General features: G+C 67.1%; 21 protein-coding genes. 7 read left to right on the plus strand and 14 right to left on the minus strand.

Annotated elements, in window-relative coordinates; all coding sequences use genetic code 11:
* Positions 1 to 79: 79 nt before the first annotated feature.
* The 5 genes from ACWEFV_RS11085 to ACWEFV_RS11105 form a co-directional block, all read right to left on the minus strand.
* Positions 80 to 1,474: an FAD-binding oxidoreductase gene (locus tag ACWEFV_RS11085; RefSeq protein WP_450070219.1), complete on the minus strand. Its 1,395-nt coding sequence runs from the start codon at positions 1,472 to 1,474 to the stop codon at positions 80 to 82.
* A 103-nt stretch (positions 1,475 to 1,577) separates the two neighbouring features.
* Positions 1,578 to 4,991: a BTAD domain-containing putative transcriptional regulator gene (locus ACWEFV_RS11090; protein ID WP_450070220.1), complete on the minus strand. Its 3,414-nt coding sequence runs from the start codon at positions 4,989 to 4,991 to the stop codon at positions 1,578 to 1,580.
* A gap of 9 nt (positions 4,992 to 5,000) precedes the next feature.
* The gene (locus ACWEFV_RS11095; RefSeq protein WP_450070221.1) at positions 5,001 to 5,552 is read right to left on the minus strand and encodes a hypothetical protein; all 552 of its coding nucleotides are present in this window, start codon (positions 5,550 to 5,552) and stop codon (positions 5,001 to 5,003) included.
* 93 nt (positions 5,553 to 5,645) lie between these two features.
* Positions 5,646 to 8,651 carry a UPF0182 family protein gene (locus ACWEFV_RS11100; RefSeq protein ID WP_450070222.1) on the minus strand — a complete coding sequence of 1,002 codons (3,006 nt, stop codon included), beginning with the start codon at positions 8,649 to 8,651 and terminating at the stop codon, positions 5,646 to 5,648.
* A gap of 96 nt (positions 8,652 to 8,747) precedes the next feature.
* Complete coding sequence (locus ACWEFV_RS11105) at positions 8,748 to 9,776, minus strand: YlbL family protein (protein ID WP_167857774.1); 1,029 nt, start codon at positions 9,774 to 9,776, stop codon at positions 8,748 to 8,750.
* Between the two features lie 91 nt (positions 9,777 to 9,867).
* Between ACWEFV_RS11105 and ACWEFV_RS11110 the strand changes: the two genes are divergently transcribed.
* The 3 genes from ACWEFV_RS11110 (at position 9,868) to ACWEFV_RS11120 (ending at position 13,561) form a co-directional block, all read left to right on the plus strand.
* A complete protein-coding gene (locus tag ACWEFV_RS11110) occupies positions 9,868 to 11,274 on the plus strand; it encodes a zinc-dependent metalloprotease (RefSeq protein ID WP_450070223.1) in 1,407 nt (468 codons plus the stop codon).
* 61 nt (positions 11,275 to 11,335) lie between these two features.
* Entirely contained in the window at positions 11,336 to 12,184 is an 849-nt protein-coding gene (locus tag ACWEFV_RS11115; protein WP_450070224.1) for a cyclodehydratase, read from the plus strand.
* 42 nt (positions 12,185 to 12,226) lie between these two features.
* Positions 12,227 to 13,561 carry a macrolide-binding ATPase MABP-1 gene (locus tag ACWEFV_RS11120; RefSeq protein ID WP_167857773.1) on the plus strand — a complete coding sequence of 445 codons (1,335 nt, stop codon included), beginning with the start codon at positions 12,227 to 12,229 and terminating at the stop codon, positions 13,559 to 13,561.
* Between the two features lie 79 nt (positions 13,562 to 13,640).
* On the opposite strand, the gene ACWEFV_RS11125 is transcribed toward ACWEFV_RS11120, so the two are convergent.
* The 3 genes from ACWEFV_RS11125 to ACWEFV_RS11135 all read right to left on the minus strand — a co-directional run bounded on the left by ACWEFV_RS11125 (position 13,641) and on the right by ACWEFV_RS11135 (position 17,360).
* Positions 13,641 to 13,952, minus strand: coding sequence for a WhiB family transcriptional regulator (locus ACWEFV_RS11125; protein WP_135453310.1), 312 nt, complete (start codon positions 13,950 to 13,952; stop codon positions 13,641 to 13,643).
* Between the two features lie 483 nt (positions 13,953 to 14,435).
* Complete coding sequence (locus ACWEFV_RS11130; RefSeq protein WP_450070225.1) at positions 14,436 to 16,550, minus strand: ATP-dependent DNA helicase UvrD2; 2,115 nt, start codon at positions 16,548 to 16,550, stop codon at positions 14,436 to 14,438.
* A 54-nt stretch (positions 16,551 to 16,604) separates the two neighbouring features.
* The gene (locus ACWEFV_RS11135) at positions 16,605 to 17,360 is read right to left on the minus strand and encodes an SDR family oxidoreductase (RefSeq protein WP_450070226.1); all 756 of its coding nucleotides are present in this window, start codon (positions 17,358 to 17,360) and stop codon (positions 16,605 to 16,607) included.
* 72 nt (positions 17,361 to 17,432) lie between these two features.
* Here ACWEFV_RS11135 and ACWEFV_RS11140 point away from each other — a divergent pair, with 72 nt between their 5' ends.
* Positions 17,433 to 17,900 (plus strand): RrF2 family transcriptional regulator, encoded by a 468-nt coding sequence (locus ACWEFV_RS11140; protein WP_135453306.1) that lies wholly within the window; start codon positions 17,433 to 17,435, stop codon positions 17,898 to 17,900.
* A 30-nt stretch (positions 17,901 to 17,930) separates the two neighbouring features.
* Here ACWEFV_RS11140 and ACWEFV_RS11145 read toward each other — a convergent pair whose 3' ends face one another.
* From ACWEFV_RS11145 to ACWEFV_RS11155, 3 genes are read right to left on the minus strand one after another with little or no spacing between them, the layout of a single operon-like run.
* A complete protein-coding gene (locus ACWEFV_RS11145; protein ID WP_450070227.1) occupies positions 17,931 to 18,371 on the minus strand; it encodes a hypothetical protein in 441 nt (146 codons plus the stop codon).
* Between the two features lie 10 nt (positions 18,372 to 18,381).
* Positions 18,382 to 19,266 (minus strand): dihydrodipicolinate synthase family protein, encoded by an 885-nt coding sequence (locus tag ACWEFV_RS11150; RefSeq protein WP_450070228.1) that lies wholly within the window; start codon positions 19,264 to 19,266, stop codon positions 18,382 to 18,384.
* 47 nt (positions 19,267 to 19,313) lie between these two features.
* Positions 19,314 to 20,099, minus strand: coding sequence for an aldolase (locus ACWEFV_RS11155; RefSeq protein WP_450070229.1), 786 nt, complete (start codon positions 20,097 to 20,099; stop codon positions 19,314 to 19,316).
* Positions 20,100 to 20,271: 172 nt separating this feature from the next.
* Here ACWEFV_RS11155 and ACWEFV_RS11160 point away from each other — a divergent pair, with 172 nt between their 5' ends.
* Complete coding sequence (locus ACWEFV_RS11160; protein WP_450070501.1) at positions 20,272 to 21,210, plus strand: carbon-nitrogen hydrolase family protein; 939 nt, start codon at positions 20,272 to 20,274, stop codon at positions 21,208 to 21,210.
* Between the two features lie 100 nt (positions 21,211 to 21,310).
* Complete coding sequence (locus tag ACWEFV_RS11165; protein WP_135453302.1) at positions 21,311 to 21,610, plus strand: hypothetical protein; 300 nt, start codon at positions 21,311 to 21,313, stop codon at positions 21,608 to 21,610.
* Between the two features lie 26 nt (positions 21,611 to 21,636).
* Here ACWEFV_RS11165 and ACWEFV_RS11170 read toward each other — a convergent pair whose 3' ends face one another.
* The 3 genes from ACWEFV_RS11170 to ACWEFV_RS11180 form a co-directional block, all read right to left on the minus strand.
* Positions 21,637 to 22,164 (minus strand): helix-turn-helix domain-containing protein, encoded by a 528-nt coding sequence (locus tag ACWEFV_RS11170; RefSeq protein ID WP_135453301.1) that lies wholly within the window; start codon positions 22,162 to 22,164, stop codon positions 21,637 to 21,639.
* A 96-nt stretch (positions 22,165 to 22,260) separates the two neighbouring features.
* Positions 22,261 to 23,247, minus strand: coding sequence for an acyl-CoA dehydrogenase family protein (locus tag ACWEFV_RS11175; RefSeq protein ID WP_450070502.1), 987 nt, complete (start codon positions 23,245 to 23,247; stop codon positions 22,261 to 22,263).
* A gap of 29 nt (positions 23,248 to 23,276) precedes the next feature.
* Positions 23,277 to 24,419 (minus strand): acyl-CoA dehydrogenase family protein, encoded by a 1,143-nt coding sequence (locus ACWEFV_RS11180; protein ID WP_450070503.1) that lies wholly within the window; start codon positions 24,417 to 24,419, stop codon positions 23,277 to 23,279.
* Positions 24,420 to 24,513: 94 nt separating this feature from the next.
* On the opposite strand from ACWEFV_RS11180, the gene ACWEFV_RS11185 reads away from it, so the two are divergent.
* Positions 24,514 to 24,759, plus strand: a complete 246-nt coding sequence (locus ACWEFV_RS11185; RefSeq protein WP_135453299.1) for a mycoredoxin — start codon at positions 24,514 to 24,516, stop codon at positions 24,757 to 24,759.
* Positions 24,760 to 24,774: the final 15 nt, after the last annotated feature.

The following is a 24,774-nucleotide window of genomic DNA, read 5'->3' on the forward strand; positions in this document are numbered from 1 at the left end:
CCGGGGTCTTACGAAGAGCTCCAAATCGTCTGCTCAGAGGCGGTTTTTGGCCGAATTCGGTCGATATTCCGGCCCAGGGTCAGGCCATGAAACGCACCACCTGACCACATCGGAACACGCCCGCCGGGTCGTGACGCTCGGCCAGCGCAGCCAGCCAGTGCCGGGTCTCCTCGTCGTAGACCCGCACGGCCCGCCCCGCGTCCTCGGAAGGCGCGAAGTTGGGGAGCTGGCCGCCGCTGGACCATTCCGACAGCGCCACGATCAGCGCGCCGGCCTGCGGCACCACCAGTTCGGCGACCGGAGGCGCCAGGACCCCGATGACGGTCACGGCGAACGCGGCGTCACGATGGCAGAACGCGCTGCGGTGTTGTGCCTCACATGCCAAAGCCCCACCGAGCATCCGGACTTCGACGATCGTCTGCACCGAGCCCGAATCCGGCCCGGCCGCCCCCAGCAGCACCTCAACCGTCTCCGCGGTCAGTTCGCGCAACAATGTGTGGTGTTCGTAGGTCGGCATCGGATCGACCGGATCGGCATGTACGGCACCGATTGCGGCGTACGGCATCACCGCGACGGTGTCGAGCACCGGGGTGGCGACCGCACGCATCGGCGCCAGGAGTCGTTCAGCCTCGACGAAGTCGCCGAGGGCGGTGTAGCGCACCGCGACGGTGAACCGGCCGGCGAGTGGCTCGGGAATGCCGGGCAGCGGTGGCAGCTGTAGCAGCGCAAGGGAAGTCGAGACGGACTCGGGCAGGTCAGCACACCAGCGGGCCCACTCACGCAGCACCGCCGCGGCATCCGCGCCGTCGAAATACACCGCGCCGCCGTAGAACTCGGAGATCGGCAGCAATTCGATCTCGACGGCGGTGACGATGCCCAACGTCGACTTCCCGCCGCGCAGACCCCAGAACAGTTCGGCGTTCTCCTCCGGGGTCGCGCGCAGCAACTCCCCTGCGCCGGTGACCAACTCGAAGGACCGCACATAGTCCGACGACAACCCGACGGTGCGCACCAACGGCCCGATCCCCGCGCCGGTCAGGAATCCCACGACGCCGACCCCCGGCGAGGAACCACACAGCCCGGCCAAGCCGTGCGGAGCCGCTGCGTCGAGCACCTGCTGCCATGTCGCCCCGGCCGCCACCCGTGCGGTGCGGGCCACCGGATCCACGGTGACGTCGGTCATGCCGGAGGTCACCACCAGGATCGTGTCGGACGCGACCGACAGCGCACCGTGGCCGGTGGCCTGCACGCCCACCCGGTATCCCCGGGCGGCGGCGAAACCCACGGTGTTGGCGATGTCGTAGGCGGAGGTCGCCAACACCACCGCGGCGGGCTCCACGGTGGCCGCCACGTTCCACGGGGTGGCCCGCTCATAGCCGGCCTCCCCCGGCAGCGCGACAGGGGCGGTGACGTGGGCGCGTAGCCCCTCCAGTGCGTCGTCCAGGCCCTCGTGCGCGAGATCGGTCAGAGTCATCGGGATCCTCTCGAAAAATCCGTGCAAATTCTCGGCGCACAGCATCACCGGGACCACTTGGCATCTACTTGGCGACCGGTTCAAGAAGGGGACAAGCCGCAGTTCAGACCAGCTGTTGCGCGAGGGTCGCCAGGCCGCGCATTCCCAGCGCCCCGGCCTCGGCGGCCAGCGTGCGCGCCGCCGCGCGCGGTGCCGGGCCGTCTGCGTCGATCTCGAGGTCGAGCCGGCACCGCAACAGCGCACACCACAGTTTCGTTGGCTTGGCCCCGGTGCGATCGGCGATGTCCTCGGCCCGGACCAGATCCGCCAGGGCCCGCTCCCGATCGCCCCGGAGCGCGTGCAGCCGGGCGGTGGCCAACGCCACCGGCCCGGCATGCCCGACCTGGCCGAGCACGGCGACGCGGTCGGCGAACGGCTCCAGTACCGCCAACAGGTCGCCCACGTAGTCGGCCAACCCGTAGTCGGCGGCAAGATGCGCCATCCACGCGGCCTGCCCCAACCCGGTCCACACCTGTCCCCGGCCGAGTTCCGCACGCCACTCGTCCAGGCGCTCGACGGCCTCGCGCCTGGAGCCCTCGACGGCCGTGAGCAGAACGGTGCGCACCAACGCCTCCATCCCCTGCCCCCCGCTGTCGATGCCGGCCTGCGTGGCAGTCAGCCCCTCGACCGGCCCACCTGTCTCGTGCAGCAAGGTCGCCTCGGCCAGCAGACCGCTTCCGGCGCCGTAGAGTTCAGTCTGCTCGTGCACGCGCGCCGCGATGGCGTGGTGGGCTCGCGCCTCGGCGAAGTCGCCCAGCCAGATCGCCAATACCGACTGCATCCAACGCAATTGGGCCCGGAGCACCGGAAGCTGCAGCTCCTCACTACCCGCGATACCCGCACGCAGATGCCGCTCGGTCAGGTCGATGTCGCCCAGGTTCAGTGCCGCCATCGTCGCCACCGAGTGGGCGATGACGGCATCCTCACGGGACCTGCTGTGCTGAAGAGAATTCAGCCGGTCGATCCAGCCGAAGGTCGCGGTACTGAACTCGGCCACCCCGGAATAGGTGATGAGCCGGCCCATCAGAGTGTCAGCGATGACATCGGGATCGCCTGTGCTGTCGGCCAACTGATCGGCCCGCTGCAGATATCCGGCCGCCAGCGCAGGGTCCGGATGATAGCAGCAACCTACGGCCAGCGCCGCCAGCACCCGCGCGCCGGCGGCCGGGTGGGCGGACGCCATCTTCGCGGCCTGCTCCAACAAGGACAGCAGCGGACCCGGATCCTCCCCCGGCGCCAGCCATGGCCATCCCCCACTGGCCCGCAGTAGCGCGCTGGCCACCCTCCCGGCGGTATCGGCCCGCTCGCTGCGCAACGCATCAGCCAGGTTTCGCTCGACGGCACCGAGCACCAATCGTCCCCGGCCCGCACGCGAATACGCGTCGAGCATGGCCACCGTCAACACGTCTCGCTCGGCATCGTGGCGCGCGGAACCCGGCAACCGGTTATAGGCATCGAGCGCCGCCTGCCACCACCGCGCCGCGATATCCGAACTCCACCGTTGGGTGGCCTGCTCTGCGGCCAACCGGCACGCCGCCACCACCTCCTGCGGATCGGCCAGCGGTTGGGCCGCCACCAGATGCTGGGCGCGCCGGGTCACCGCCTCCTCGGATGCACTGTCGGCCAACGCGTCCGCCACCTGCAGATGCAGACGCTGACGGCGCATCGCCGGCAGGCCGGCGATCAGGTGGTCACGCAGCAGCCCGTGGGCGAACGCATAACCGTCACCGGCATGCGCGCTGACCACGATCCGCTCGTCGGCCGCAACGTCGAGATGGTCGGCGAGGCTGTCGAAGTCGAGCCCGGCCACCCGGGCCAGCACGGGCACCGCGTCGGCGTCGATGGTGTCACCGATCACCGCGGCCACTCGCATCAACCCCAGCACCTCGGGCCCCAACCCGGCCAGCCGGCGTTCCAGCACCGACTTCACCGCAACCGGGATCTCACCGCGTTCGGACCGAGGCAGCCGGGCGTACTCGGAGACGAAGAAGGGGTTGCCGCCGGTTCGTTCGGCCAGCACTCCCGCCTCGGCGTCGTCGACGAAATCATCGGCGATCTGATTGGCCAGTACCGCAACATCTTCGGACGACAGCGCGGCCAGCTCCAATTGCCGGTTGCCGGAGCCGCGGGCCACCGTCGCGAGCAGGCGCGCGACGTCGGTGATGTGTTCACCATCGCGGACCGTGAGCACCACGGCGACCGGATGGCCCCACAATGCACCGGCGATGTAGGCCAAACAGGCGGCCGATGTCGAATCAGCCCACTGCACATCGTCTATCACGACCATGAGCGGCCCGCGCGCCGACTCCAGCAGAGTCTGCACCCGTTCGTAGACCCGGAACCGCGCCGTGTCGGGGTCGGCGTCCGCAGGCACCTCGAGCACCTCGTCCGCGTCACCACCCAACCCCCGAACGAGTTGCCGCATGGGCCACCACGGTGGGGTCGCCTGCTCGTCGGGGCAACTCACCCAGACGGCTTCGCCGTAGAACCGACGGTCGATCTCCTCGGCCAGACGGGTCTTGCCGATCCCCGGCGGGCCGGAAAGCACGAGCCACCGCGTCTCCCCCGCCCGCACTTCGGCGAGAAGCTCTGCCGCGACATTCAATTCACGGTCACGCCCGATCAGCGTGGCCCCGCCGGGATCCGGTACCGGGGCCTGGGCCACAAACGCCGCCGGGGTGGGCACCTCGCCGGCACCCGACCACTCCGGGGAGCGGGGCCAGGCCGCGAGTTCCGGTGCCTGACGCAGGATGGCTGTCTGTAGCTCCCGAAGCTCGGCCCCCGGCGTCAGACCCAGGTCCTCATCGAGCAGGCGGGCATAGCGGGCATAGATCTCCAACGCCTCCGAAGCCCGGCCCGACCGGTACTGCGCCAACATCTGAAGCCACACACCGCGATCGGAAAACGGTTCAGCCGAACGCAGTTCGGCAACCGCAGATACCGCCGCCGGTACCTGCCCCAACGCCAGCAGGGCCGTGATCCGATGGTCGAGACATTCGGAGCGCAGCTCCCGTACACGTGCCGCATCCTGGGTGACCCAATGCTGATCCCCCAGATCGCTCAGCAGATCTCCCCGCCACAGCGCCAACGTCTCATCGGCAACTGTCAGTGCTTCTGTCCAGCTTGCCTGGCCTGCGGCCGCCGCGGCCCGCGCGCATCCGGCGGTGAACACCGTGACATCGACGGCATCGGCAGGCACATCGAGGTAGTAGCCCGGCGGTTGACGCACGATCGGCGAAGCAACCGGGGAACCGTCCCGCAGGGCCCTGCGCAAGTTGGAGATGTACACCTGAAGGCTCGCATTAGCGCTGGCCGGCGGATCATCACCCCACACCGCGTCGATCAGCCGGTCGACCGAGACGACCCGGCCGTGCGCCAGCAACAGCAGCGCCAAGACCGTGCGCTGTTTGGGTCCGCCGACATCCACGGTCGCACCGGCGTGCACTACCTGCAGCGGTCCGAGCAAACGAAAGTGCACCGACGCAGCTTAATTGTCGGCACCGCAAACCGGCGAGCAGGCACTGCTCATTTCTCTTGCGGCGTGCACACCCCTGCGAAACTCCTTGCCTTCTTTCTCGGCGACGCCCGCGGGATCGAGCCAACCGACGCCGTCGAAGAAGAAGGTGTCGGCCGGGTGACTGTTCGATCCGGCAACGACCTCGGCCGTCCGAGCGGTAGCGGGGTACCCCCCGGGCGTGGACTGCACATTGAGAAACAAATATTCCTCTGTGCGCCAATCGAAGCCAGGCGGCGGCGCTTCCGTCACGGTCAGACCCGGATAGGGTCCACCGACGCTGAACCGGTCGAGAGTCGCCGTACCGGAGGTATCGGTCAACACGAGCTTCGGGCCAAATCCAAACCCGATCTCCACCGACCGCACCCCGACGCAGCCCGGCGGCACCCAGATCTCCAGCTTGCCATCGGTGACCCGCGCGCCGAACGCCGGCCTCATCGGGGCGGCGAACGGCGCATCCGACCACGGGCGGTCCCCGGTCCGGCAAGCGGTGAGCCCCGCCGCCACCAGCAGGGTCAACAACACGGCCAGACACGACCTCACGAGTCCCCCCGTCCGCCGAACTACTGGCCCATTGTCACCCACCGGACCGGCCCGGCGACGCGCCAATCCGCTCCGCTACTTCGACGAGTTGAACTTGTTCATCGCATCGTTCAGACGCTGCAACGCCTGCCCGTACTTGCCGAAGTCACCACTGCGCTGCGCATCCTGCGCCTCCGACAGGGCCGACTCGACCTCCTTGAGCGCGGCGGACTTGGCCGGTGACAGCTGCATGGGCTGACCGGGCGGGATCGCCGCCGGCGGCGCGACGACCTGTGGCGCCTGACCATCCGGACTGACCGGCGGCTGAGCGGCCGGCGGCGCTTCCGGAGTACCGGCAGCCTGCGGCTTGCCGTCGGTAGGAGCCACATTGGTGGCGGTGGCACCCGCCCCCGGGCCGAACAGTTCGGTCAGCGCGTCACTGACGGTCGGACCGTAACCGACCTTGTCGCCGTAGAGCATGGCCACCCGGATCAGGCGTGGGTAGGTCGACGCCGCGTCACTGGTTCCCGGCGATGCATAAACCGGTGCCACGTACAGCAACCCGCCATCGGCCACCGGCAGGGTCAACAGGTTGCCCCACCGGATCCGGTTCAGGTTGTCGCGTCCGATCACACCGAGGTCCTGCGTGACGGCGGTGTCGGTACTTATCGCGTTGAATGCCTGTTTCGGACCCTTGACCTCACCCGGAATGGTGAGCACGGTGATCTTGCCGTAGGTCGACGGATCCGAGCTGGCACTGACATAGGCGGCCAGGAATTCCCGCTGCAGCCAGTTCAGCGCGCTGGTCAACTGGAACGACGCTGAACCATCGTTGTTCACGAGGTCTTTGGCGACGATGTAGAACGGCGGCTGATAGCTGCTTGCCGTCGGGTTGGGATCCAGCGGCACGTTCCAGAAATCGGCGTTGGTGAAGAACTTCACCGGATCGTCGACGTGGTACTTGGTCAGCAGGGAACGCTGCACCTTGAACAGATCCTCGGGATAACGCAGGTGCGCCTGCAACTCCGGGGAGATGTCCGCCTTCGGTTTGACGGTGCCGGGGAACACGCTCATCCAGGCCTTGAGCACCGGATCCTGCTCGTCCTGGGCGTACAGCGTCACGGTGCCGTCGTAGGCGTCGACGGTGGCCTTGACCGAGTTGCGGATGTAGGACACCTGCTTGTCGGGAGCCAGCCGGTTGACCGCCACCTCGTTGGAATCCGCCGTCGCACTCGACAGCGTGGTCAGCTCCGAATACGGGTAGTTGTCCAGCGTGGTGTAGCCGTCGACGATCCAGACCATGCGCTTGTTGACGATCGCCGGGTACACACTGGTGTCGGTGGTCAGCCACGGCGCCACCGCTTCCACCCGATGGGCCGGATCACGGTTGAACAGAATCTTGCTGTTCTCACCGATCACGTTGGACAGCAGGAAGTTCCGCTCGGCGAACTTGGCGGCGAACACCGTCCGGGCCAGCCAGTTGCCGATCGACACACCGCCGGTGCCCGAGTACGTGTAGTTCTTGGTGTCGGTGTTGGTTTCGTAGTCGTACTCGCGGTCGACATCACCGTTCTTGCCGACGATCGCGTAGTCGGCCGCGGTATCGGCGATCACCGGCCCGAAGTAGACCCGGGGCTGGTCGAGCGGCGCCGGTCCGGGTGAGACCACCTTGCCGTTGGCGCCGACGACGCTGGCGAGGAACTCCGGGTAACCGCCGTTCTGGTTGGGGTCGTTGGCGATACCGCGCACCGTGTTGGCCGGTGACGCGATGAATCCGTTGCCGTGGGTGTAGACGGTGTGCCGGTTGATCCAGTCGCGCTGGTTCTCGATCAACCGGTCCGGGTTGAGTTCGCGTGCGGCGACCACGAAGTCGCGCAGACCGCCGTCAGGACCGGCATAGCGGTCGATGGCCAGCTGATCCGGGAAGAAGTAGAAGTTCTTGCCCTGCTGGAACTGGGTGAATGCGGGGCTGACGATCGTCGGATCCAGCAGCCGGATGTTCGACGTGGTCGCCCGGTCCGCAGCCACCTGCGCGGCCGTCGTTTGACCGTTGCTCTCGTAATTGCGGTACGTCACCGTGTCGTTGGTGAGCCCGTAGGCCTGCCTGGTCGCGGTGATACTGCGGCTGATGTACTCGCTTTCCTTCTGCGCGGCGTTCGGCTTGACGCTGAACTGCTCGACGATCAGCGGCCACCCCGCACCCACCACCATCGAGCTCAGCAGCAACAGCACCACACCGATGGCCGGAATCCGCAAGTCGCGCAGCACGATCGCAGAGAACACCGCCACCGCGCAGATCAGCGCGATGGCCAACAGGATCAGCTTGGCGGGCAGCACCGCGTTGATGTCGGTGTAGCCGGCACCGGTGAACGGCTTGCCGGTGCGGGTGTTGCTCAACAGCTCGTAGCGGTCCAGCCAGTACGCGAGAGCCTTGAGCAGGATCAGGAAGCCGACCAGGCTGATCAGCTGGATGCGCGCGGCGCGGCTCAGCGCTCCGCTGCGACCGGTCAGCCGGATCCCGCCGAACACGTAGTGCCCCAGCAGATTCGCGACGAACGCCAGGAAGGTCGCGACGAACAGGTACGTCAGCACCAGCCGGTAGAACGGCAGGTCGAACGCGTAGAAGCCCAGATCCCGGCCGAACTGCGGATCGGTGATCCCGAAATCGCTGCCGTGCAAGAACAACTGCACCCGCACCCAGTAGCTCTGCGCGATCACGCCGGCCAGCAGGCCGATGAAGACCGGCACCCCTATCCCGAACAGCCGCAACCGGGCCAGCACCGTGGTGCGGTAACGCGCCACCGGATCATTCGGGCCGGCGGCCGGGACGAACACCGGACGGCTGCGATACGCCAACGCCAGCCCGGCGAACACCACCGCACCGATGAGCAGCCCCACCACGAGGAACACGATGAGCCGGGTGGCCAGCACGGTGGTGAACACCGACCGGTACCCCAACTCGCCGAACCACAACCAGTCGACGTAGCCGTCGACCACCCGAGGTCCGATCAACAACGCCAGCACCGCCACCAGTGCCAGGCCGATCAGCACCCGACTTCGTCGTGTCAGCTTCGGCATCCTCGCCGCGGGCCGCATCCCCACTCGTGAACTCCCGTTTCAGCCTCGGTGGACTCGTGACATGCCCGATGGGGCCGCCCGATTTTCTATAACTCTAGCCATCCACGGGCTGCGTGCGGTCTAGCAGCGAGGTGGTTCGCCACCGGCAGAAATCGTGTGCAACGCGTCGACCGCCTGGGTCAGCGTGTCCACCTTCACCAAATCCATGCCGTCCTGGGGCGCCGAGCGCGCCTCGGTGCAGTTGTCGGCGGGCACCAGGAACACGCTTGCCCCGGCCTCCTTGGCGGCCTGCATCTTGTGCGTGATGCCGCCGATGGACCCGACCTTTCCGTCGCCGGTGATGGTTCCGGTGCCGGCGATGAACTTGCCATCGTTGAGGTCACCGGTGGTCAGCTTGTCGACGACCGCCAGGCTGAACATCAGCCCCGCCGACGGGCCGCCGATGTTGGCCAGGTTGAAGTCGATGTCGAACGGCGCCCACGGGGCGTCGAGCACGCCGACGCCGAGGAATCCGTAGTCCCGGTCGGGGTTGTCGCCGAGCGTGATGGTCGCGACCCCGGGCGGCGCATTCTTGCGGCGGAAGTCGATCACCAGCTGGTCACCCGGCTTGGTCTTCTTCAAGATGGCCTGGAACTCGTCGAGGTTGGCCACTGGAATGCCGTTCACCCCGTCGATCGCGTCGCCGTCGCGCAGCTTGCCCGCCGAAGGACCGGGGTCGGTAACGCTCTGCACGGTCACCGCCACCGGGTACTTCAGGAAGGACAGCGCCGCGTACTCGGCGCTGTCCTCGGACTTCTTGAAGTCGGAGTTGTTGGCCTCGTCGATCTCGTTCTTGGACTTGTCCGGCGGGTACACCAGGTCGCGCGGGACCAGCTGTTCACGGCCCGACATCCACAACGCCATCGCCTGTCCCAGAGTCAGGCCGTCGCGCTGGGACACCGTGGTCATGTTCAGATGCCCCGAGGTGGGGTGCACGTCAGCGTCGGGTCCGTGGATGTCGACCACCTGCTTGCCCTCGACCTCCCCGAGGGTGTTGAAGGTCGGACCGGGACCCAATGAGACGAAGGGCACCGTCACCACCGACAGCAGCACGCCGAACGCCACGATCGGCACCAGCGCAACCAGCAGCGTCAAAATCCGCCTGTTCACGCCGCCCACAGTAAAGCCTTTGCCGCCATGTTCACCCACAGCGTGACCCACAGCCACACCCGGGCACCCGGGCATGAGTACCGTTATGGGTATGGCTGACCTGCCCTTCGGCTTCTCCGCCGGGAATGACCCCGACCGAGACAAAGACAAGAAGGACCCCGATTCGGGGTCCGGTTCCGGCAACTCCGGACCAGGTCCGGGCTCGGATCCGTTCGGTTTCGGCATGGGCGGAGCCAACTTCGACATGGGCGACCTCGGGCAGATCTTCACCAAGCTCGGCGAGATGTTCAGCGGCGCAGGCAGCGCGATGGCCGGCGGCAAACAATCCGGTCCGGTGAACTACGACCTGGCCCGGCAGCTGGCGTCCAATTCGATCGGGTTCGTCGCCCCCGTGTCGGAAAAGACCACTGGCGCAGTCGCCGACGCGGTGCGGTTGGCCGAGACCTGGCTCGACGGGGTCACCCCGCTGCCCGCGGGCACCACCCGATCGGTGGCGTGGACTCCCAGCGACTGGCTGGACAACACGCTGGACACCTGGAAGCGGTTGTGTGACCCGGTGGCCGAGCAGATCTCCTCGGTGTGGGCCTCGGCGCTCCCCGAGGAGGCCAAGAGCATGGCCGGTCCGCTGCTGGCGATGATGTCGCAGATGGGCGGCATGGCGTTCGGCTCCCAGCTGGGCCAGGCGCTGGGCAAGCTGTCCCGCGAGGTGTTGACCTCCACCGATATCGGCCTGCCGCTGGGCCCCAAGGGCGTCGCGGCCCTCATGCCCGAGGCGATCGAATCGCTGACAGAGGGGCTGGAGCGTCCGCGGAGCGAGATCCTGACCTTCCTGGCCGCCCGTGAGGCCGCGCATCATCGGCTGTTCAGCCACGTGCCGTGGCTGTCCAGTCAGCTGCTGGGTGCGGTCGAGGCCTTCGCCAAGGGCATGAAGGTCGACATGACCGGCATCGAAGATTTCGCCCGCGGCTTCAACCCCACCTCCCTCGGCGACCCGTCGGAGATGGAGCAACTGCTCAACCAGGGCATCTTCGAACCGAAAGCCACCCCGGAGCAGGAAGCCGCCCTGGAACGGCTGGAAACCCTGCTCGCGCTGGTCGAGGGCTGGGTGCAGACCGTCGTCACCGCAGCACTGGGCGAACGCATCCCCGGCACCTCGGCACTGGCCGAGACGCTGCGCAGGCGGCGCGCCACCGGCGGGCCGGCCGAACAGACCTTCGCGACGCTCGTCGGCCTGGAACTGCGCCCCCGCAAGATGCGTGAGGCCGCGGTGCTGTGGGAACGGCTGACCGAAGCGGTCGGCACCGATGCCCGCGACGGTGTGTGGCAGCACCCCGACCTGCTGCCGAGCGCGGCCGATCTCGACGAGCCGGCCGGCTTCATCGACCGGATGATCGGCGGCGACACCAGCGGCCTCGACAGTGCCTTCGAACAGGCCATCGCCGACCTGGAGAAGGAGCAGGGCGAGGGCCGCGACAAAGGTGGCGACGGCGGCAATTGACCCCCGCACGGCCTGTGGATAACTGAAACGGCGGTCAGCGCCGCCGTGGCAGAGTCATCGCATGACGCGCTTTGTGCTCGCCGCAGGCAGGCCGATCCTGCTGCGTCCCGACGAGGCGGTTCAGCTGGGCTGGGACCCGCGGCGCGCGATGCTGGTCCGTCCCCCGGACGGGATGACCCAGCCACAACTGGCCGAACTGCTGCGCACACTGCAGGCAGGGGCCACCCGGGACGAATTGCTCACGGCCACAGAATCATTCGGTGACACCGCAGCCATCGATGAGCTGCTCGATGCGCTGACCGAGACGGGAATGCTCACAACGACGGCGGGCGCGGGCTCTCGGCGGACCCGCTCGGCCTCCATCCGCGTCCACGGCCGCGGACCCCTGTCGGATCTACTGGCCAACGGCCTCCGCTGTTCGGGCGCGAAGGTGAGGCGAAGCACGAACCCGCACAGCAGGAACGTGGCAGCCTCCACCGACCTGGTGGTGCTGGCCGACGATCAGATCACCGACCCACGGCTTCTGCAGGACCTGCATCATGACGGCATCGCCCACCTGTCGGTGTGTGTCCGCGATGGCGCCGGATTGGTGGGGCCGCTGGTGATCCCAGGGCTGACGAGTTGCCTGCATTGCGCCGACCTGCACCGCACCGATCGCGATGCGGCCTGGCCGGCCGTGGCCACCCAACTCCGGGGCGCAGTCGGCAGTGCCGGCCGGGCGACCATCCTCGCCACCGCGGCGTTGGCGATGCACCAGGTGGACCTGGTGATCCGGGCTGTCGGGCACACCGGTGACGACCAGCCGGCGCCCGAGGCACCGCCGACGCTGAACACCACCCTCGAACTCGATATCGAGGGCTACTCGATCGTCGCGCGGCGCTGGTCCCGGCACCCCGACTGCCCATGTTGAAAACGATTGTTGCCAGTTGGGTGTGGGCGGTGCGGCCGAGTCATGGATGATGGTCTGGTGACCGACATCAAACGGGGAAGCGTCGCACGGAATGCGAAGCTCGCCGGCCTGGCCGGCGGCATGGCGGGACGGGCAGCGCTGGGCTTCGGCAAGCGTCTGACCGGCAAGTCCAAGGACGAAGTCACTGCCGAATTGATGGACAAAGCCGCTCAACAATTGTTCGCCGTGCTCGGGGAGCTCAAGGGCGGGGCGATGAAGGTCGGCCAGGCGCTGTCCGTGCTGGAGGCGGCCATCCCCGAGCAGTACGGCAAGCCGTATCGCGAGGCGTTGACCAAATTGCAGCGAGAAGCTCCGCCGCTGCCGGCCCCCAAGGTGCACCGGGTGCTCGATGCGCAGCTCGGCACCAAATGGCGCGACCGGTTCACCTCGTTCGACGACACCCCGGTGGCCTCGGCCAGCATCGGTCAGGTGCACAAGGCGGTCTGGTCCGACGGGCGTGAGGTGGCCGTCAAGATCCAGTACCCCGGCGCCGACGAAGCACTGCGCGCCGACCTCAAGACGATCCAGCGTCTGGTCGGCGTGTTCAAGCAGCTGGCCCCCGGCATCGACATCCAGGGCATCGTCGATGAGTTGATCGAACGCACCGACATGGAGCTGGACTACCGGCTTGAGGCCGAGAATCAGCGTGCGTTCGCCAAGGCTTACCGCGACGATCCGCACTTCTGCGTCCCAGCGATCGTCGCCAGCGCACCGAAGGTCGTCATCGCCGAATGGATGGATGGCATCCCGATGTCGGTGATCATCCGCGAGGGCACCCCCGAACAGCGCGACCTGATGGGCACCCGGTTGTCCGAACTCACCTTCGACGCGCCCAAGCGGCTGCAGATGATGCACGGCGATGCCCACCCCGGGAACTTCATGCTGCTGCCCGACGGGCGGATGGGCGTCATCGACTTCGGCGCGGTCGCACCGCTGCCCGACGGCTTCCCGACCTCCTTGGGCGAGTGCATCCGGCTGGCCCGGGACAAGAACTACGACGACCTGCTGCCCACCATGGAGGAAGCCGGTTTCATCCAGAAGGGACAACAGGTTTCGATCGAGGAAGTCGACGACATGTTGCGCCAGTACGTCGAGCCGATCGAGGTCGACGTCTTCCATTACAACCGCCGGTGGATCCAGAAGATGGCGGCCGGCCAGATGGACAACTGGGTGGCCCAGATCAAGACGGCCCGACAGCTCGACCTGCCGCCGAACCTGGCCATCCCGCTGCGTGTGATCGCCTCGACGATCGCGATGTGCTGCCAGCTCGATGCCCATGTGCCGGTGAAAGCCATTGCCACCGAACTGGTTCCGGGTTTCGCCGAGGAAGCGGCCTAGCGCAACGGATTTCGCTGCACGCCGAAGGACCGAACGGCGCCGAGTGTCTCGCACTCGGCGCCGTCGGTGTCTTCAGGTATCACGCGGCGGCCGGGTTACCCGCGGCGTTCTTACGCGGACGCCCACGCGGCCGCTTACGGGCCACGATGCTTCCGCGGTCGAGGATCTCGCCGCCCCAAACGCCCCACGGCTCCTGTCGTTCCAGCGCGGCGGCCAGGCACGCGTTGCGGATCGGGCAATCCGCGCACAGTGCCTTGGCCTGCTCCAGATCGACTGGGCTCTCGGCGAACCACAGGTCGGGATTCCCGATGTGGCACGGCACCGCCGGCAGCCGCTCCTCGCATGTCAACGGCGCGACGCTCACCTCCGGAGCGGTCATCGCAATGGACATGTGCTTATCCCCCTACTTCCTGGTCGTAGTTAGTTGCGATCTGTCTTTCGATGGATCTGCGACCAGGTTTCTGGGGGTGGAGAACGACTCCCAAAAAAATTGGCCACGGATCCGATTGACTGCGGGTCCGTGGCCATTTGGCTGTGATGGGAGCTCTACCTAGTAGGGGCTCCGATCCACGGACGCGCCAGTCGCGGCGGCGGGGCGGCGCTTATGCTGCGGTGCAATAGCAGCAGCGGCGGCCAGCCATCCGGCGGCGGGGGCAGCGGGTGCGGCGTACCGGCGAGCTGCCGGGGAAACCGCGGCAGCGGCGACGGCGAACACGGACGACGGCATGCCAGCAACCGCTACACCGCTGAATTCGATGTTGTTATCCATTGCGGGCACCCTCCTTCCGTCTCGTCACCAGAGCTGTGTTACGAGGCTAAAGCCTAACAGCCAATTCGCACAACCTATTTTCTACCTGCGGTTTTGGCGCGATCTTTACGAATTTTGGCGGCCGCGGACCAACTCGAGAACGTCCGGGCCGTACTGCTCGAGCTTGCGCGCACCGATTCCTGGGAGCGCCACCAGCGCGGCCTCGTCGGCCGGCATCGACTCAGCGATCGCGATCAGCGTGTTGTCGGTGAACACCACATAGGCCGGCACTTTCATCTCCTTGGAGACGCGCAGCCGCCAGTCCTTGAGCTCGGCGAGCAGCTCCTCATCCAGGTCCGACGGACAGGTTTCGCAGCGGCGCAACATGATCGCAGGCGGCGTCGACAAGGCGGCATTGCACACCCGGCAGCGCGGCGCCGGGCCGCGTTGACGACGCGTCCGATCCGGCCCCGAACCGGCCGAATTCTGCAGTTGCGGTGCGATGCCGTTGAGGAACCGCGACGGCCGACGGCCTTGGCGCCCGCCTGGAGTGCGGGCCAGCGCCCAGCTCAGGCCCAGGTGCACCCGGGCCCGGGTCACCCCGACATAGAGCAGGCGGCGCTCCTCCTCCACCGGCTCGCTGTCGGGCCCGTGTGCGAGCGCATGCGAGATCGGCAGCGTGTTGTCAGCCAGGCCGACCAGGAACACCGCGTCCCACTCCAGGCCCTTCGCCGCATGCAGCGATGCCAACGTCACGCCCTGCACCACCGGTGGATGTCGCGAGTCGGCCCGCTGACGCAGCTCGGCGACCAGTGCCCGCAGATCCAGCTCCGGGCGCAGCGCAACCTCCTCGTCGACCAACTCGGCCAACGCCGTCAACGCCTCCCAGCGCTCGCGAGCCTTGGTGCCGGCCGGCGGTTCGGCGGTCAAGCCGAGCGGCTCCAGCAGCTCACGCACCAGTGCGGGCAGGTTGTCTTCGGGAATGTCACGCTCGGCGAAGCGCTGCATGGCCACCAGCGCCTGACGGATCTCCTGACGGCTGAAGAAGCCCTCACCGCCGCGCACCTGGAAGGCGACCCCAGCCTCGGTGAGCGCCTCCTCGTACACCTCCGACTGCGCGTTGATCCGGTAGAGCACCGCGATTTCGGCCGGCTCCGTTCCGTTTTCGATCAGCTTCTTGATCGACCTGGCCACGGCTTTGGCCTCGGCCACCTCGTCGGGATACTCGGAGAACGACGGCTCGGGACCAGCGTCACGCTGGCCCACCAGATGCAGCTTGCTGCCGGCCATCCGGCCGCGTGCGGCCGCGATCACCCGGTTGGCCAACGACACCACCTGCGGCGTGGAGCGATAGTCACGTTCCAGCCGCACCACCGCGGCGTCGGGGAAGCGCCGCGAGAAGTCCAACAGGAAACGGGGGGTGGCCCCGGTGAACGAATAGATCGTCTGGTTCGCATCACCGACCACGGTGAGGTCGTCGCGCTCCCCCAGCCAGGCGTCGAGCACCCGCTGCTGCAGGGGCGTGACGTCCTGATACTCGTCGACGACGAAGCAGCGGTAGCGGTCGCGGAACTCCTGGGCGACCGCCGCGTCGTTCTCGATGGCCGCGGCGGTGTGCAGCAGCAGATCATCGAAATCCAACAGCGCCGAGCCGTCCCGGCGGGCCTTGAGTGCCTCGTACCCCGAGTAGACGGCCGCGACCTTCGCGGCATCGAACGGGATGTCCCGCCCGACCTTGGCCACCGCGGTGCTGTAGGCCTCCGGGGTGATCAAAGACGCCTTGGCCCACTCGATTTCACCGGCCAGGTCACGGACGTCGTCGGTACTGGTCTGCATCCCGGCCCGGTTCGCGGCCTGCGCGACCACGGCGAACTTGCTGTCGAGCAGCTCCCACCCGGTGTCGCCGACCAGACGCGGCCAGAAGTACTGCAATTGCCTGCGCGCCGCGGCGTGGAACGTCACCGCCTGCACCGCAGCGGTGTTCACCCCGGACTCCTGGCCCAGTAGCCGCAACCGGCCCCGCATCTCGCCGGCGGCCCGCGCGGTGAACGTCACCGCGAGCACCTGGCTGGGCGCGACGTGACCGCCGGCCACCAGGTGCGCGATCCGGCGGGTGATGGTGCGGGTCTTGCCGGTACCCGCGCCGGCCAGCACACACACCGGGCCGCGGGCGGCCAGGACGGCCTCCCGCTGCTCATCATCCAGATCGCCCAGCGCGGGCGAGGGAGCCTCCAACGGCATGCGGTCCATGATGTCAGGGACCGGTGACAGTCCCGGGCCCGGCGTGGCCCCGGCCTACCGCTGCCGGCTCAACCACTGCTCGAAGGTGGTGGGCGCGATGCGCGCCCCGTCGCCGGGCAGCAGCGCATTGCCCGACATCGACACGCCGAAGATCGACGACCAGGTCGGCACCAGCGTCACCTCCTTGCCGCGCACCGCCAGGGACCGCCGGGCCATGTCGACCAGATCCTGTGTCTGCGGGCCGGCCACGTCGACATGGCGGCCCTGCGGGTTGCCGACGACGACCTCGGCGAGCACGGCGGCCACGTCGTCGGGATCGATGGGCTGCACCAGAAGCGGGGCGATATCGGCGGTGACCCCGTCGGGGCCATCGTGCGCCGTCCAGCTCACCACCATCTCGGCGAAATCGTGGAACTGGGTGGCCGGCACGATCGTCCACGGCACGGGCCCGCCTTCGACCAGCTTCTCCTGCTCACGTTTTCCGGCGTAGTGAGCATTGCCCTCGATGTCGTGGATCCCCACGATCGAGAGCAGCACATGGTGTCCCACGCCGGCCCGTTCCTCGGCGGCCAACAGATTGCGGGTGGCGGTGCCCAGGTAATCCACCGTGCGGTCCCGATCGGCGGGCGGGGCACTGATCGCGTCGACCACCGCCTGTACCCCGGCCAGAGCCGCGTCGAGCCCCTCCCCGGTGGACAGATCCACCCCGGCCGAGCGGCTGATCGGCACCACCTCGTGTCCCGCACCCTGCAGGGCGGCGACCACGCGCGCCCCGATGTTTCCCGTAGCCCCGGCAACTGCGATTCGCATGGTGTCTCCCGTCCCGGCCGATAGATATCTCGGACTATATAGGTCCGTAATATCTGTAATAAACTACGGGCTGTGAAACTCCCCGTGGCCACCGAGTGGGCCCTGCACTGCGCGACGTCGCTGGCGCAGCTCGAACCCGGGGCCACCGCATCGGCCGCCGACCTCGCGGAGCATTTCGGCCTGCCCGCCCCTTATCTGGCCAAGCAGTTGCAGGCGCTCACCCGCGCGGGTGTGCTGGCCGCCACGACCGGCCCGCGCGGCGGCTTCCGACTCGGACGGGCACCCGCCGATATCACACTGCTGCAGATCGTCGAGGCCGTCGACGGTGCGTCCCCGCCGTACGAATGCCGCGAGATCCGCCGGCAGGGCCGTGGCGCACTACCTGACAGCTGGTGCCGGCACGAGTGCATCCTGGCCGTGAAAATGGCTGACGCACACCAGGCCTGGCGAGCCAGCCTCGACGGCGTCACCCTCGCCGGCATCCTCGCCGATCTGCCCGTCGCGGCGCCGGCGCGCACCCGGAAGTTGTTGGGTAGGTGAGGGCCTCGAACGGATCAGCCGCACCGCGGCTCAGCCCCACTGCCCGACCGCGAAGCCGACGAGCAGAACCGCGAATCCGCCGATTTCCGCCGCGATGAGCAGCGCCATCGAGATGTGCAGCCCCGGACTCGGGAATTCGAATTGATTGGCGGTATCCCGCCGGGCGCCGTGGACCATGTAGCTCAGGATCGCCGCCAGGAAGAAGAACACCAGGACCAACGCCGCGGTCAGATTGACCCAGCTCGGCCAGGCACTGAGCTCGACGAACACGGCCGTCAGCAACGTGGCGAACGCGTAGAGCAACGATGCGCGGTGAGCGATGTCGACATAAGGATGCGCGACATGGTGTTCGGAGGTGACCATCTGCCGGTATTTCCACACTCCGAGCGCCAGAGCCAGCAGGAAGATCAACCCGGCCGCGAGCAACGTCGTCGCGGTGGCGGTTTCCAGAACCTGCGTGTTGCAATCCATCTCGCCTCCTTCAGGACACGGCGAGGAGCCGGCGCAGCTCCTCGCGGCCGCTGTCGTCGAGGGGAAGCAACGGGAGCCGCGGCACCCCGACACCCTGGCCGAGCAGCTCAAGTCCGCCCTTGATCGTCGTGGGCAGGCCGCCGGCCACGATGAACTCCAGGAAGGGCTTGACTTCGGCGTAGATGGCCTCGGCCTTCGTCCAGTCTCCGACCTGTGCCGCTGCGTAGAGATCCAGGCACGGCCGCGGTAACAGGTTCGGCGCCGCGGTGCACCAGCCCTTGGCCCCTGCCTTGAAGGCCTTGAGAATCATGGGGTTACTGCCGTTGTAGAACGGCAGTCGGCCGTCGGTAAGCGCGGACAGGCGCTCCATACGGGTGATGTCGCCGGTGGATTCCTTGACCATGGTGACGTTGTCGATGTCCTCGAACATCTGAACCAGCAGTTCGGGCCGCATGTCGATGCCACTGGTAGCCGGATTGTTGTACACCATGATCGGAATGCCGATCGCGGCGCCGATCGCCGCGTAGTGCTGGACGATCTCCCGTTCGGAGAGTTTCCAGTAGGAGATGGGCAGCACCATCACCGCATCCGCGCCGGACCGCTCGGCGTACTGCGCCCGGCGAATGGTGTTGGCAGTGGTCAGGTCTGACGCGCCGATGATGACGGGCACCCGACGGTCGACCACGCCGATCGTGGTGTCGATGACGGCGTCGAACTCGGCCTCGGTGAGATAGGCCGACTCACCGGTACTGCCGAGCGGGACGATCCCGTGCGCACCGCCGCTCACCAACCGGTCGACCAGGGCGGCAAGCTTGCCCGTGTCGATCTGGTGGTCTTCGGTGAAGGGTGTCACCGGATAGGCGAGAATTCCGTGGATCTCAGTGTTGGACGGCATGTTTCGTTGTCCTTCTTTCGGTGCGGATTGAGGGCCGGTTCGAGAGGTCAGCTGGTCAGGGCATCGGGATGGTTACGGAGCGCACGCCGGGCGTAGTAGGCGAAGTTGGCCTGGCTGCGTTTGGGCCGTAACGTCCAGTCATGGGCCTCGCGCGCCAGTCGCGGAGGCAGTTCGGCGATCGTTCCCGCCGCCATGGCGGCCAGTTGCAGTTCGGCGCCGCGTTCGATCAGCATCGCCAACGAGCACGACTCCTCGATGCTGGCTCCGGCGATCACGTGGCCATGGTGGGCCAGCAGGATGGCCTTCTTGCCCCCCAGCGCGGCACTGATGATCTCGCCCTCCTCGTTGCCGACCGGAACGCCCGGCCAGTCGGCCAGGAAGGCGCAGTCGTCATACAACGGCGCGATGTCCATCTGCGACACCTGCAACGGAACTTCCAGCATCGAAAGCGCCGCTACGTGGAAGGGGTGAGTGTGCACGATGCACTGCACGTCGGGGCGCGCTCGATAGATCCAACTATGGAATCGATTGGCGGGGTTTGCCATTCCCCCGCCTTCGAGGACATTGAGGTCCTCGTCGACGAGCAGCAGATTGCCTTCGGTGATCTCGTCAAAGCCCAACCCGAGCCGTTGGGTGTAGTACGTACCCGGCTTCTCGGCCCGCGCGGTGATCTGGCCCGCCAGACCCGAGTCGTGGCCCGCATCGAACAGCGCCCGGCACGTCAGGGCCAACTTCTGCCGCGTCGTCAGCGTGGACTCCTCGATGTGGACAGACAGCCCATCCAGGGCACGCTGCATCAGAACCTGCTTCGAATCACCAAGCGTGGTGGTCATCTCGGCCCACCTTTCCGTGTTGAGGGGTCGGCGACACAACTCGAACCATAGGACACATTGTGTCCTTCCGTCAACATAGGTGAGCCGATCGTGTGAGAACCGGCGTCTTGCGGTGCGCGCTACGCTCTCTACCGAATGACACTCGGTGTCCACCATCAGGAAGGGCTCGATCATGGTTCTGGCAGCTGCCATCCAACTGGACGCGGTACTCGCCGATGTTCCGACCAACCTCGCGGCCTGCGAACGGCTCGGCGATGAGGCAGGACATGCGGGTGCGCGCATCATCGCGTTACCGGAGTTCTTCTCCACCGGAATCGGATTCGCGGACTCGCTGGCCGCGGCGGCGCTACCTCCCGACGGTCCCGCGACAGAACTCCTCACAACACTCGCCCGTCGACACGCCGCCCTTGTCGGCGGTTCGTTCCTGTGCCGCGATCCCGACGGACACGTGCGCAACGCCTACCTGCTCGCCGACCCGAACGGAGTGATCGGACGGCACAACAAGGATCTCCCCACCATGTGGGAGAACGCTTTCTACGTGGGAGGCGGCGACGACGGAGTCATCGCCGCCGGCGACTACCAGGTCGGAGCCGCGGTGTGCTGGGAACTGATGCGCACGCAGACCGTCCGACGACTACGAGGTCGCGTCGATCTGGTGATGGCCGGATCGGGGTGGTGGTCGATTCCCCGGTGGCGGCCGCACGCCCTGTTCGACCGCCCCGAACACAACAACCGGATTAACGCGCACACCGCGGCAGCCTCGTTCTCCAGGTACGTGGGCGCCCCGTGCGTCCACGCCGGCCACGCAGGCGATCTCCGTTGCGCGATGCCCTGGCTGCCGATGGAATATCGCGGCCGGTTTGAAGGCGCAACCATGATCACCACCGCATCCGGCGAGATCGTCGCCGAGCGGCGTGCAGACGAAGGAGAGGGTGTGGTGCTCGGCGAAATCACCACCGGCCGGCAGGACGCCGAGCTCCACGCCCCCGCCGGCTACTGGCTGCACAAGCGGGGCCTCCTACCCAGCGCAGTCTGGCACTACCAGCGCTGGCACGGCCGACCCTGGTACCGACGCAACGTCGCCGGCGCGCAGTCGAGGACGTCGACCTAGGGAAGGCTCGAGCCCGCCCCAATTAGGTTTCCATTAGGACACTTTGTGTCATAGGATTGGAGGTGCACTGATCGAATCATCGAAGAAGGAGTGAGAAGCCATGAAGCACATCGCAATGTCCACGGCGTTTTCTATTGGCGCCGTCATCAGCTGGCTCACCGCGGGAGCCGCAGTTGCCGCGGCGGCCCCCACCGGCCCGTCGGCAGCAGAAACCATCGCGCGCCTACAAGCCGACGGCAAACGGGTGATCATCAACAAAGTCGGCAGCGGTCCGCTCAGTCAGTGCACGGTGACCAATGTCCACACGGTCGTCGTGCGCCCGCAAGCGAAGACCGTCACCATTCACGGCCTACCGGATTTCGAACCCATCCCCACAGTGCACGTCAACCTGAAATGCTGACGGCCCGTGGGGCACAGGAGCGCAAGTCAACGATTGCGGCCGTACTCGGTGTGGGTGATCACCAGAACCTCACTGGGCGTACTCCCCCGCTGCCGCAGCTGGTGCGGCAACGAGGCGTCGAAATACGCGCAATCTCCGGTCTCCAGGGTGACCAGATCATCCTGGTAGCGCAGCTCCACCACGCCCGCATGGACGAACACCAACTCCTGCCCGGCGTGCTCCGGATGCGGATGCTCGGCGAACTTGAGGGTCGGCCGAACGATGAACGGCGACATCGACTTCCCGAGCATCCCCGCCGCCACGGCTTGATAGCGGTTGTTGCCGCGCTCGCCCGCGCGGTCAATCGACAACGTCGTGACCGCTGGATCCTCGGAAAACAATTGTGCGACATCGACCTCGAGCGCACGCGCCAGCTTCATCGCCACCGCGATCGACGGCGTGGAACGCTGACGTTCGACCTTGGACAGGTAACTCTTGGTCAATCCGGTCGCTTCGGCGAGCTCCTCAAGGGTCATGCCCCGCTGTTGACGCACAGCACGCAACAGAGCACTCATGACACCTCCTGATCACAACGCACGCTCCGCATACATGGTCCCATAGGACAGCAAGTGTCATATCGTCGACATTCCGAATCGTCGACGGCGAGCCGCTCAGACACCGGCGGCAGTGACCAGGGCCCACAGTCCGTCCGCGCCGGCAGCGATGGCGTATTCGGTGAGGACCTGATCCCAGTGCGCAACCGAGCCGTACTCCGAACGCCAGGACAACGCGGGCATGGTGAACTCGTGCAACCGGTGCTCAAGGGTGGTGCCGATCGCACCATGCACCTGGTGGGCGTTGCGCACCACCACCGAGGTGGCGTGCCCGACGCACGAACGTGCCACGGCGACAAAGAAATCGAGGTGCGCCGAGGACCAGTCCGATCGCAGAGCCTCGGCCAGTGCACCGTCGGTGGCCGCCCGGGCCAGCGCAGACTCGGCGGCGATGTCGGCCACCAGATTCTGCACGGCCTGAAACTTGGCCAACGGCCGGCCGAACTGGGTGCGTTCGCCGGTGTGCGCCACCGACAGCGCCAGGATCCGGTCCAGCGCGGCGCACACCTGAACGGCGCGCACCAGGGCGGCCCGCCGCCTGATCTGTTCGACCACGTTGTCGGGCACCGGGTTTCCGGTCAAAGACGCGAGGTCCGCGCGGACCTCGTCGCGCGGCTCCCCCGCATTGTTGCGCCCTGCGGTGATCGACAGCGACGCGGTGTCCACATCGGCCACGAGGTAACCGGTGCCGTCGCGCCAGAGCAGGACCACCCGCTCCGAGCCGGCCGCCCATGGCACGCCACGCGCGACACCGTCGTCGTCGAGCAGACATGCGGTGCGTCGCGCGTCATCGACCCCCAACCCCGCCGTCTCCAACAACCAGCAGGCCAGCAGATCATGTTCGGCCAGAGGGATTCTCACTCCGTGCCAGGCGGCGGCGCGCAGCAGCTCGACGGCCTCGGCCCAGCCGGCGCCACTACCACCGGATTCCTCGGACCCGGTCAGCCGGACCAGGCCGAGTTCGACCAGCCGGTCCCACAACTCGGTGGTGACCTCACCTGTTGGGTGCTGCTCGCGGTGTGCGGCGAAGACCGCCGACATCATCTCGACCAGTTCGGCGTCGACAGCGTCCACTAGCGCATCCCCAATCCCCGCGCAATGACACCACGCAAAACCTCGTTGGTACCGCCACGCAGCGTGAACCCCGGGCGCTGGACCACCGCGTCGGCCAGCATCGAGCGGTAATCCTCGTCATCGGTCTCACCGAGGACATCGGCGAAATCGGCGATGTCACCTTCAGTGGCGGTGCCCAGCACCTTGACCACGGCGGCCGCGGTATCGGCCGGTTCGTGCCGCTCCAGCGCACCGGCGACCGCCATCGACATCTGGTGCAGGCCGGTGATGCGGCCCAGGTAGCGCCCCAGATCGGTGTGACGGGGCAGAGATCCGTCACCCATGTGCGTAGCCATGTCGGCGAGCAGCGGGAACGTCGACAGGAAGCGCTCGGGCCCACTGCGTTCGAAGCTCAGCTCGGAGGTCACCTGTTGCCAGCCGTTGCCGATGGTGCCGAACACCATGGCGTCCGGCACGAACACCTCATCGAGGATCACTTCGTTGAAATGATGTTTGCCGTTCATCGAGATGATCGGCCGGATGTCGACGCCGGGTGCGCGCAGATCGACGATGAACTGGCTCAGGCCGTCGTGACGGTGCGCCGGATCCACGGGCGCGCTGCGGGCCAGGCAGATGAACGCGTGCGCCAGGTGCGCCCCTGACGTCCACACCTTGGCGCCGGTGATCGCCCAGCCTCCATCGACCTGCACAGCCTTCGTGCGCACGCTGGCCAGATCGGATCCGGAATCCGGCTCGCTCATGCCGATTCCGAAATAGCATTCACCTTTGGCTATGGCGGGCAAGAACTTTCGCCGCTGCTCCTCGGTGCCGTACTTGAGCAACGACGGAACGATCTGGCGGTCGGCGATCCAGTGCGCCCCCACCGGAGCCCCGGCGGCCAGCAGTTCCTCGGTGACCACGAATCGCTCCTGGTGACTGCGCCCGTGCCCGCCGTAGGAGACGGGCACCGTCATACCCAGCCACCCGCGGGCGGCCAGCGCCCGGCTGAAGTCCTCGTCCCAACCGGTCAGCCAGCTGTCGGCGTACCGGCCGATCGTGCCGGCCTCCTGTTGCTCGCTGACAAACTGCCGCACCTGCAACCGCAACTCGTCGAGCGCATGCGGGTCGCCGGCCACCGGCGGCACCAACCTGGTCATGTTCAGCTCCGTCCACTGCGGATTAGCAACTTACCGGTGCAGGCCGGAGACCTGCGTCACTGCGGGCATGAGGCGGCGGTTCAGCTACGTTATGTGCACTATGACTGCTACACCGACTGTGACGATGTACACCACCACGTGGTGCGGCTACTGCTCGCGGCTCAAGATGGCGCTCAAGTCAGAGGGCATCTCGTGGACTGAGGTCGACATCGAGCAGGATCCGGCCGCAGCCGAGTTCGTCGGTTCCGTCAACGGCGGAAACCACGTGGTCCCGACCCTGAAGTTCGCCGACGGGTCGACGCTGACCAACCCCACCATCAAGCAGGTCAAGGCCAAGCTCAACTGAGCGCTCCACAGCCAG

Source organism: Mycobacterium sp. NPDC004974, from assembly GCF_053600815.1.

Excerpts from the sequence above, each read along its gene's own strand:
- ACWEFV_RS11135 (WP_450070226.1), bottom strand. The coding sequence starts at position 17,360 with ATGCGAATCGCAGTTGCCGGGGCTACGGGAAACATCGGGGCGCGCGTG.
- ACWEFV_RS11185 (WP_135453299.1), top strand. The coding sequence starts at position 24,514 with ATGACTGCTACACCGACTGTGACGATGTACACCACCACGTGGTGCGGC.
- ACWEFV_RS11150 (WP_450070228.1), bottom strand. The coding sequence starts at position 19,266 with ATGCCGTCCAACACTGAGATCCACGGAATTCTCGCCTATCCGGTGACA.
- ACWEFV_RS11175 (WP_450070502.1), bottom strand. The coding sequence starts at position 23,247 with ATGATGTCGGCGGTCTTCGCCGCACACCGCGAGCAGCACCCAACAGGT.
- ACWEFV_RS11085 (WP_450070219.1), bottom strand. The coding sequence starts at position 1,474 with ATGACTCTGACCGATCTCGCGCACGAGGGCCTGGACGACGCACTGGAG.
- ACWEFV_RS11125 (WP_135453310.1), bottom strand. The coding sequence starts at position 13,952 with ATGTCCATTGCGATGACCGCTCCGGAGGTGAGCGTCGCGCCGTTGACA.
- ACWEFV_RS11170 (WP_135453301.1), bottom strand. The coding sequence starts at position 22,164 with ATGAGTGCTCTGTTGCGTGCTGTGCGTCAACAGCGGGGCATGACCCTT.
- ACWEFV_RS11165 (WP_135453302.1), top strand. The coding sequence starts at position 21,311 with ATGAAGCACATCGCAATGTCCACGGCGTTTTCTATTGGCGCCGTCATC.
- ACWEFV_RS11115 (WP_450070224.1), top strand. The coding sequence starts at position 11,336 with ATGACGCGCTTTGTGCTCGCCGCAGGCAGGCCGATCCTGCTGCGTCCC.
- ACWEFV_RS11155 (WP_450070229.1), bottom strand. The coding sequence starts at position 20,099 with ATGACCACCACGCTTGGTGATTCGAAGCAGGTTCTGATGCAGCGTGCC.
- ACWEFV_RS11120 (WP_167857773.1), top strand. The coding sequence starts at position 12,227 with ATGGATGATGGTCTGGTGACCGACATCAAACGGGGAAGCGTCGCACGG.
- ACWEFV_RS11160 (WP_450070501.1), top strand. The coding sequence starts at position 20,272 with ATGGTTCTGGCAGCTGCCATCCAACTGGACGCGGTACTCGCCGATGTT.
- ACWEFV_RS11145 (WP_450070227.1), bottom strand. The coding sequence starts at position 18,371 with ATGGATTGCAACACGCAGGTTCTGGAAACCGCCACCGCGACGACGTTG.
- ACWEFV_RS11130 (WP_450070225.1), bottom strand. The coding sequence starts at position 16,550 with ATGCCGTTGGAGGCTCCCTCGCCCGCGCTGGGCGATCTGGATGATGAG.
- ACWEFV_RS11110 (WP_450070223.1), top strand. The coding sequence starts at position 9,868 with ATGGCTGACCTGCCCTTCGGCTTCTCCGCCGGGAATGACCCCGACCGA.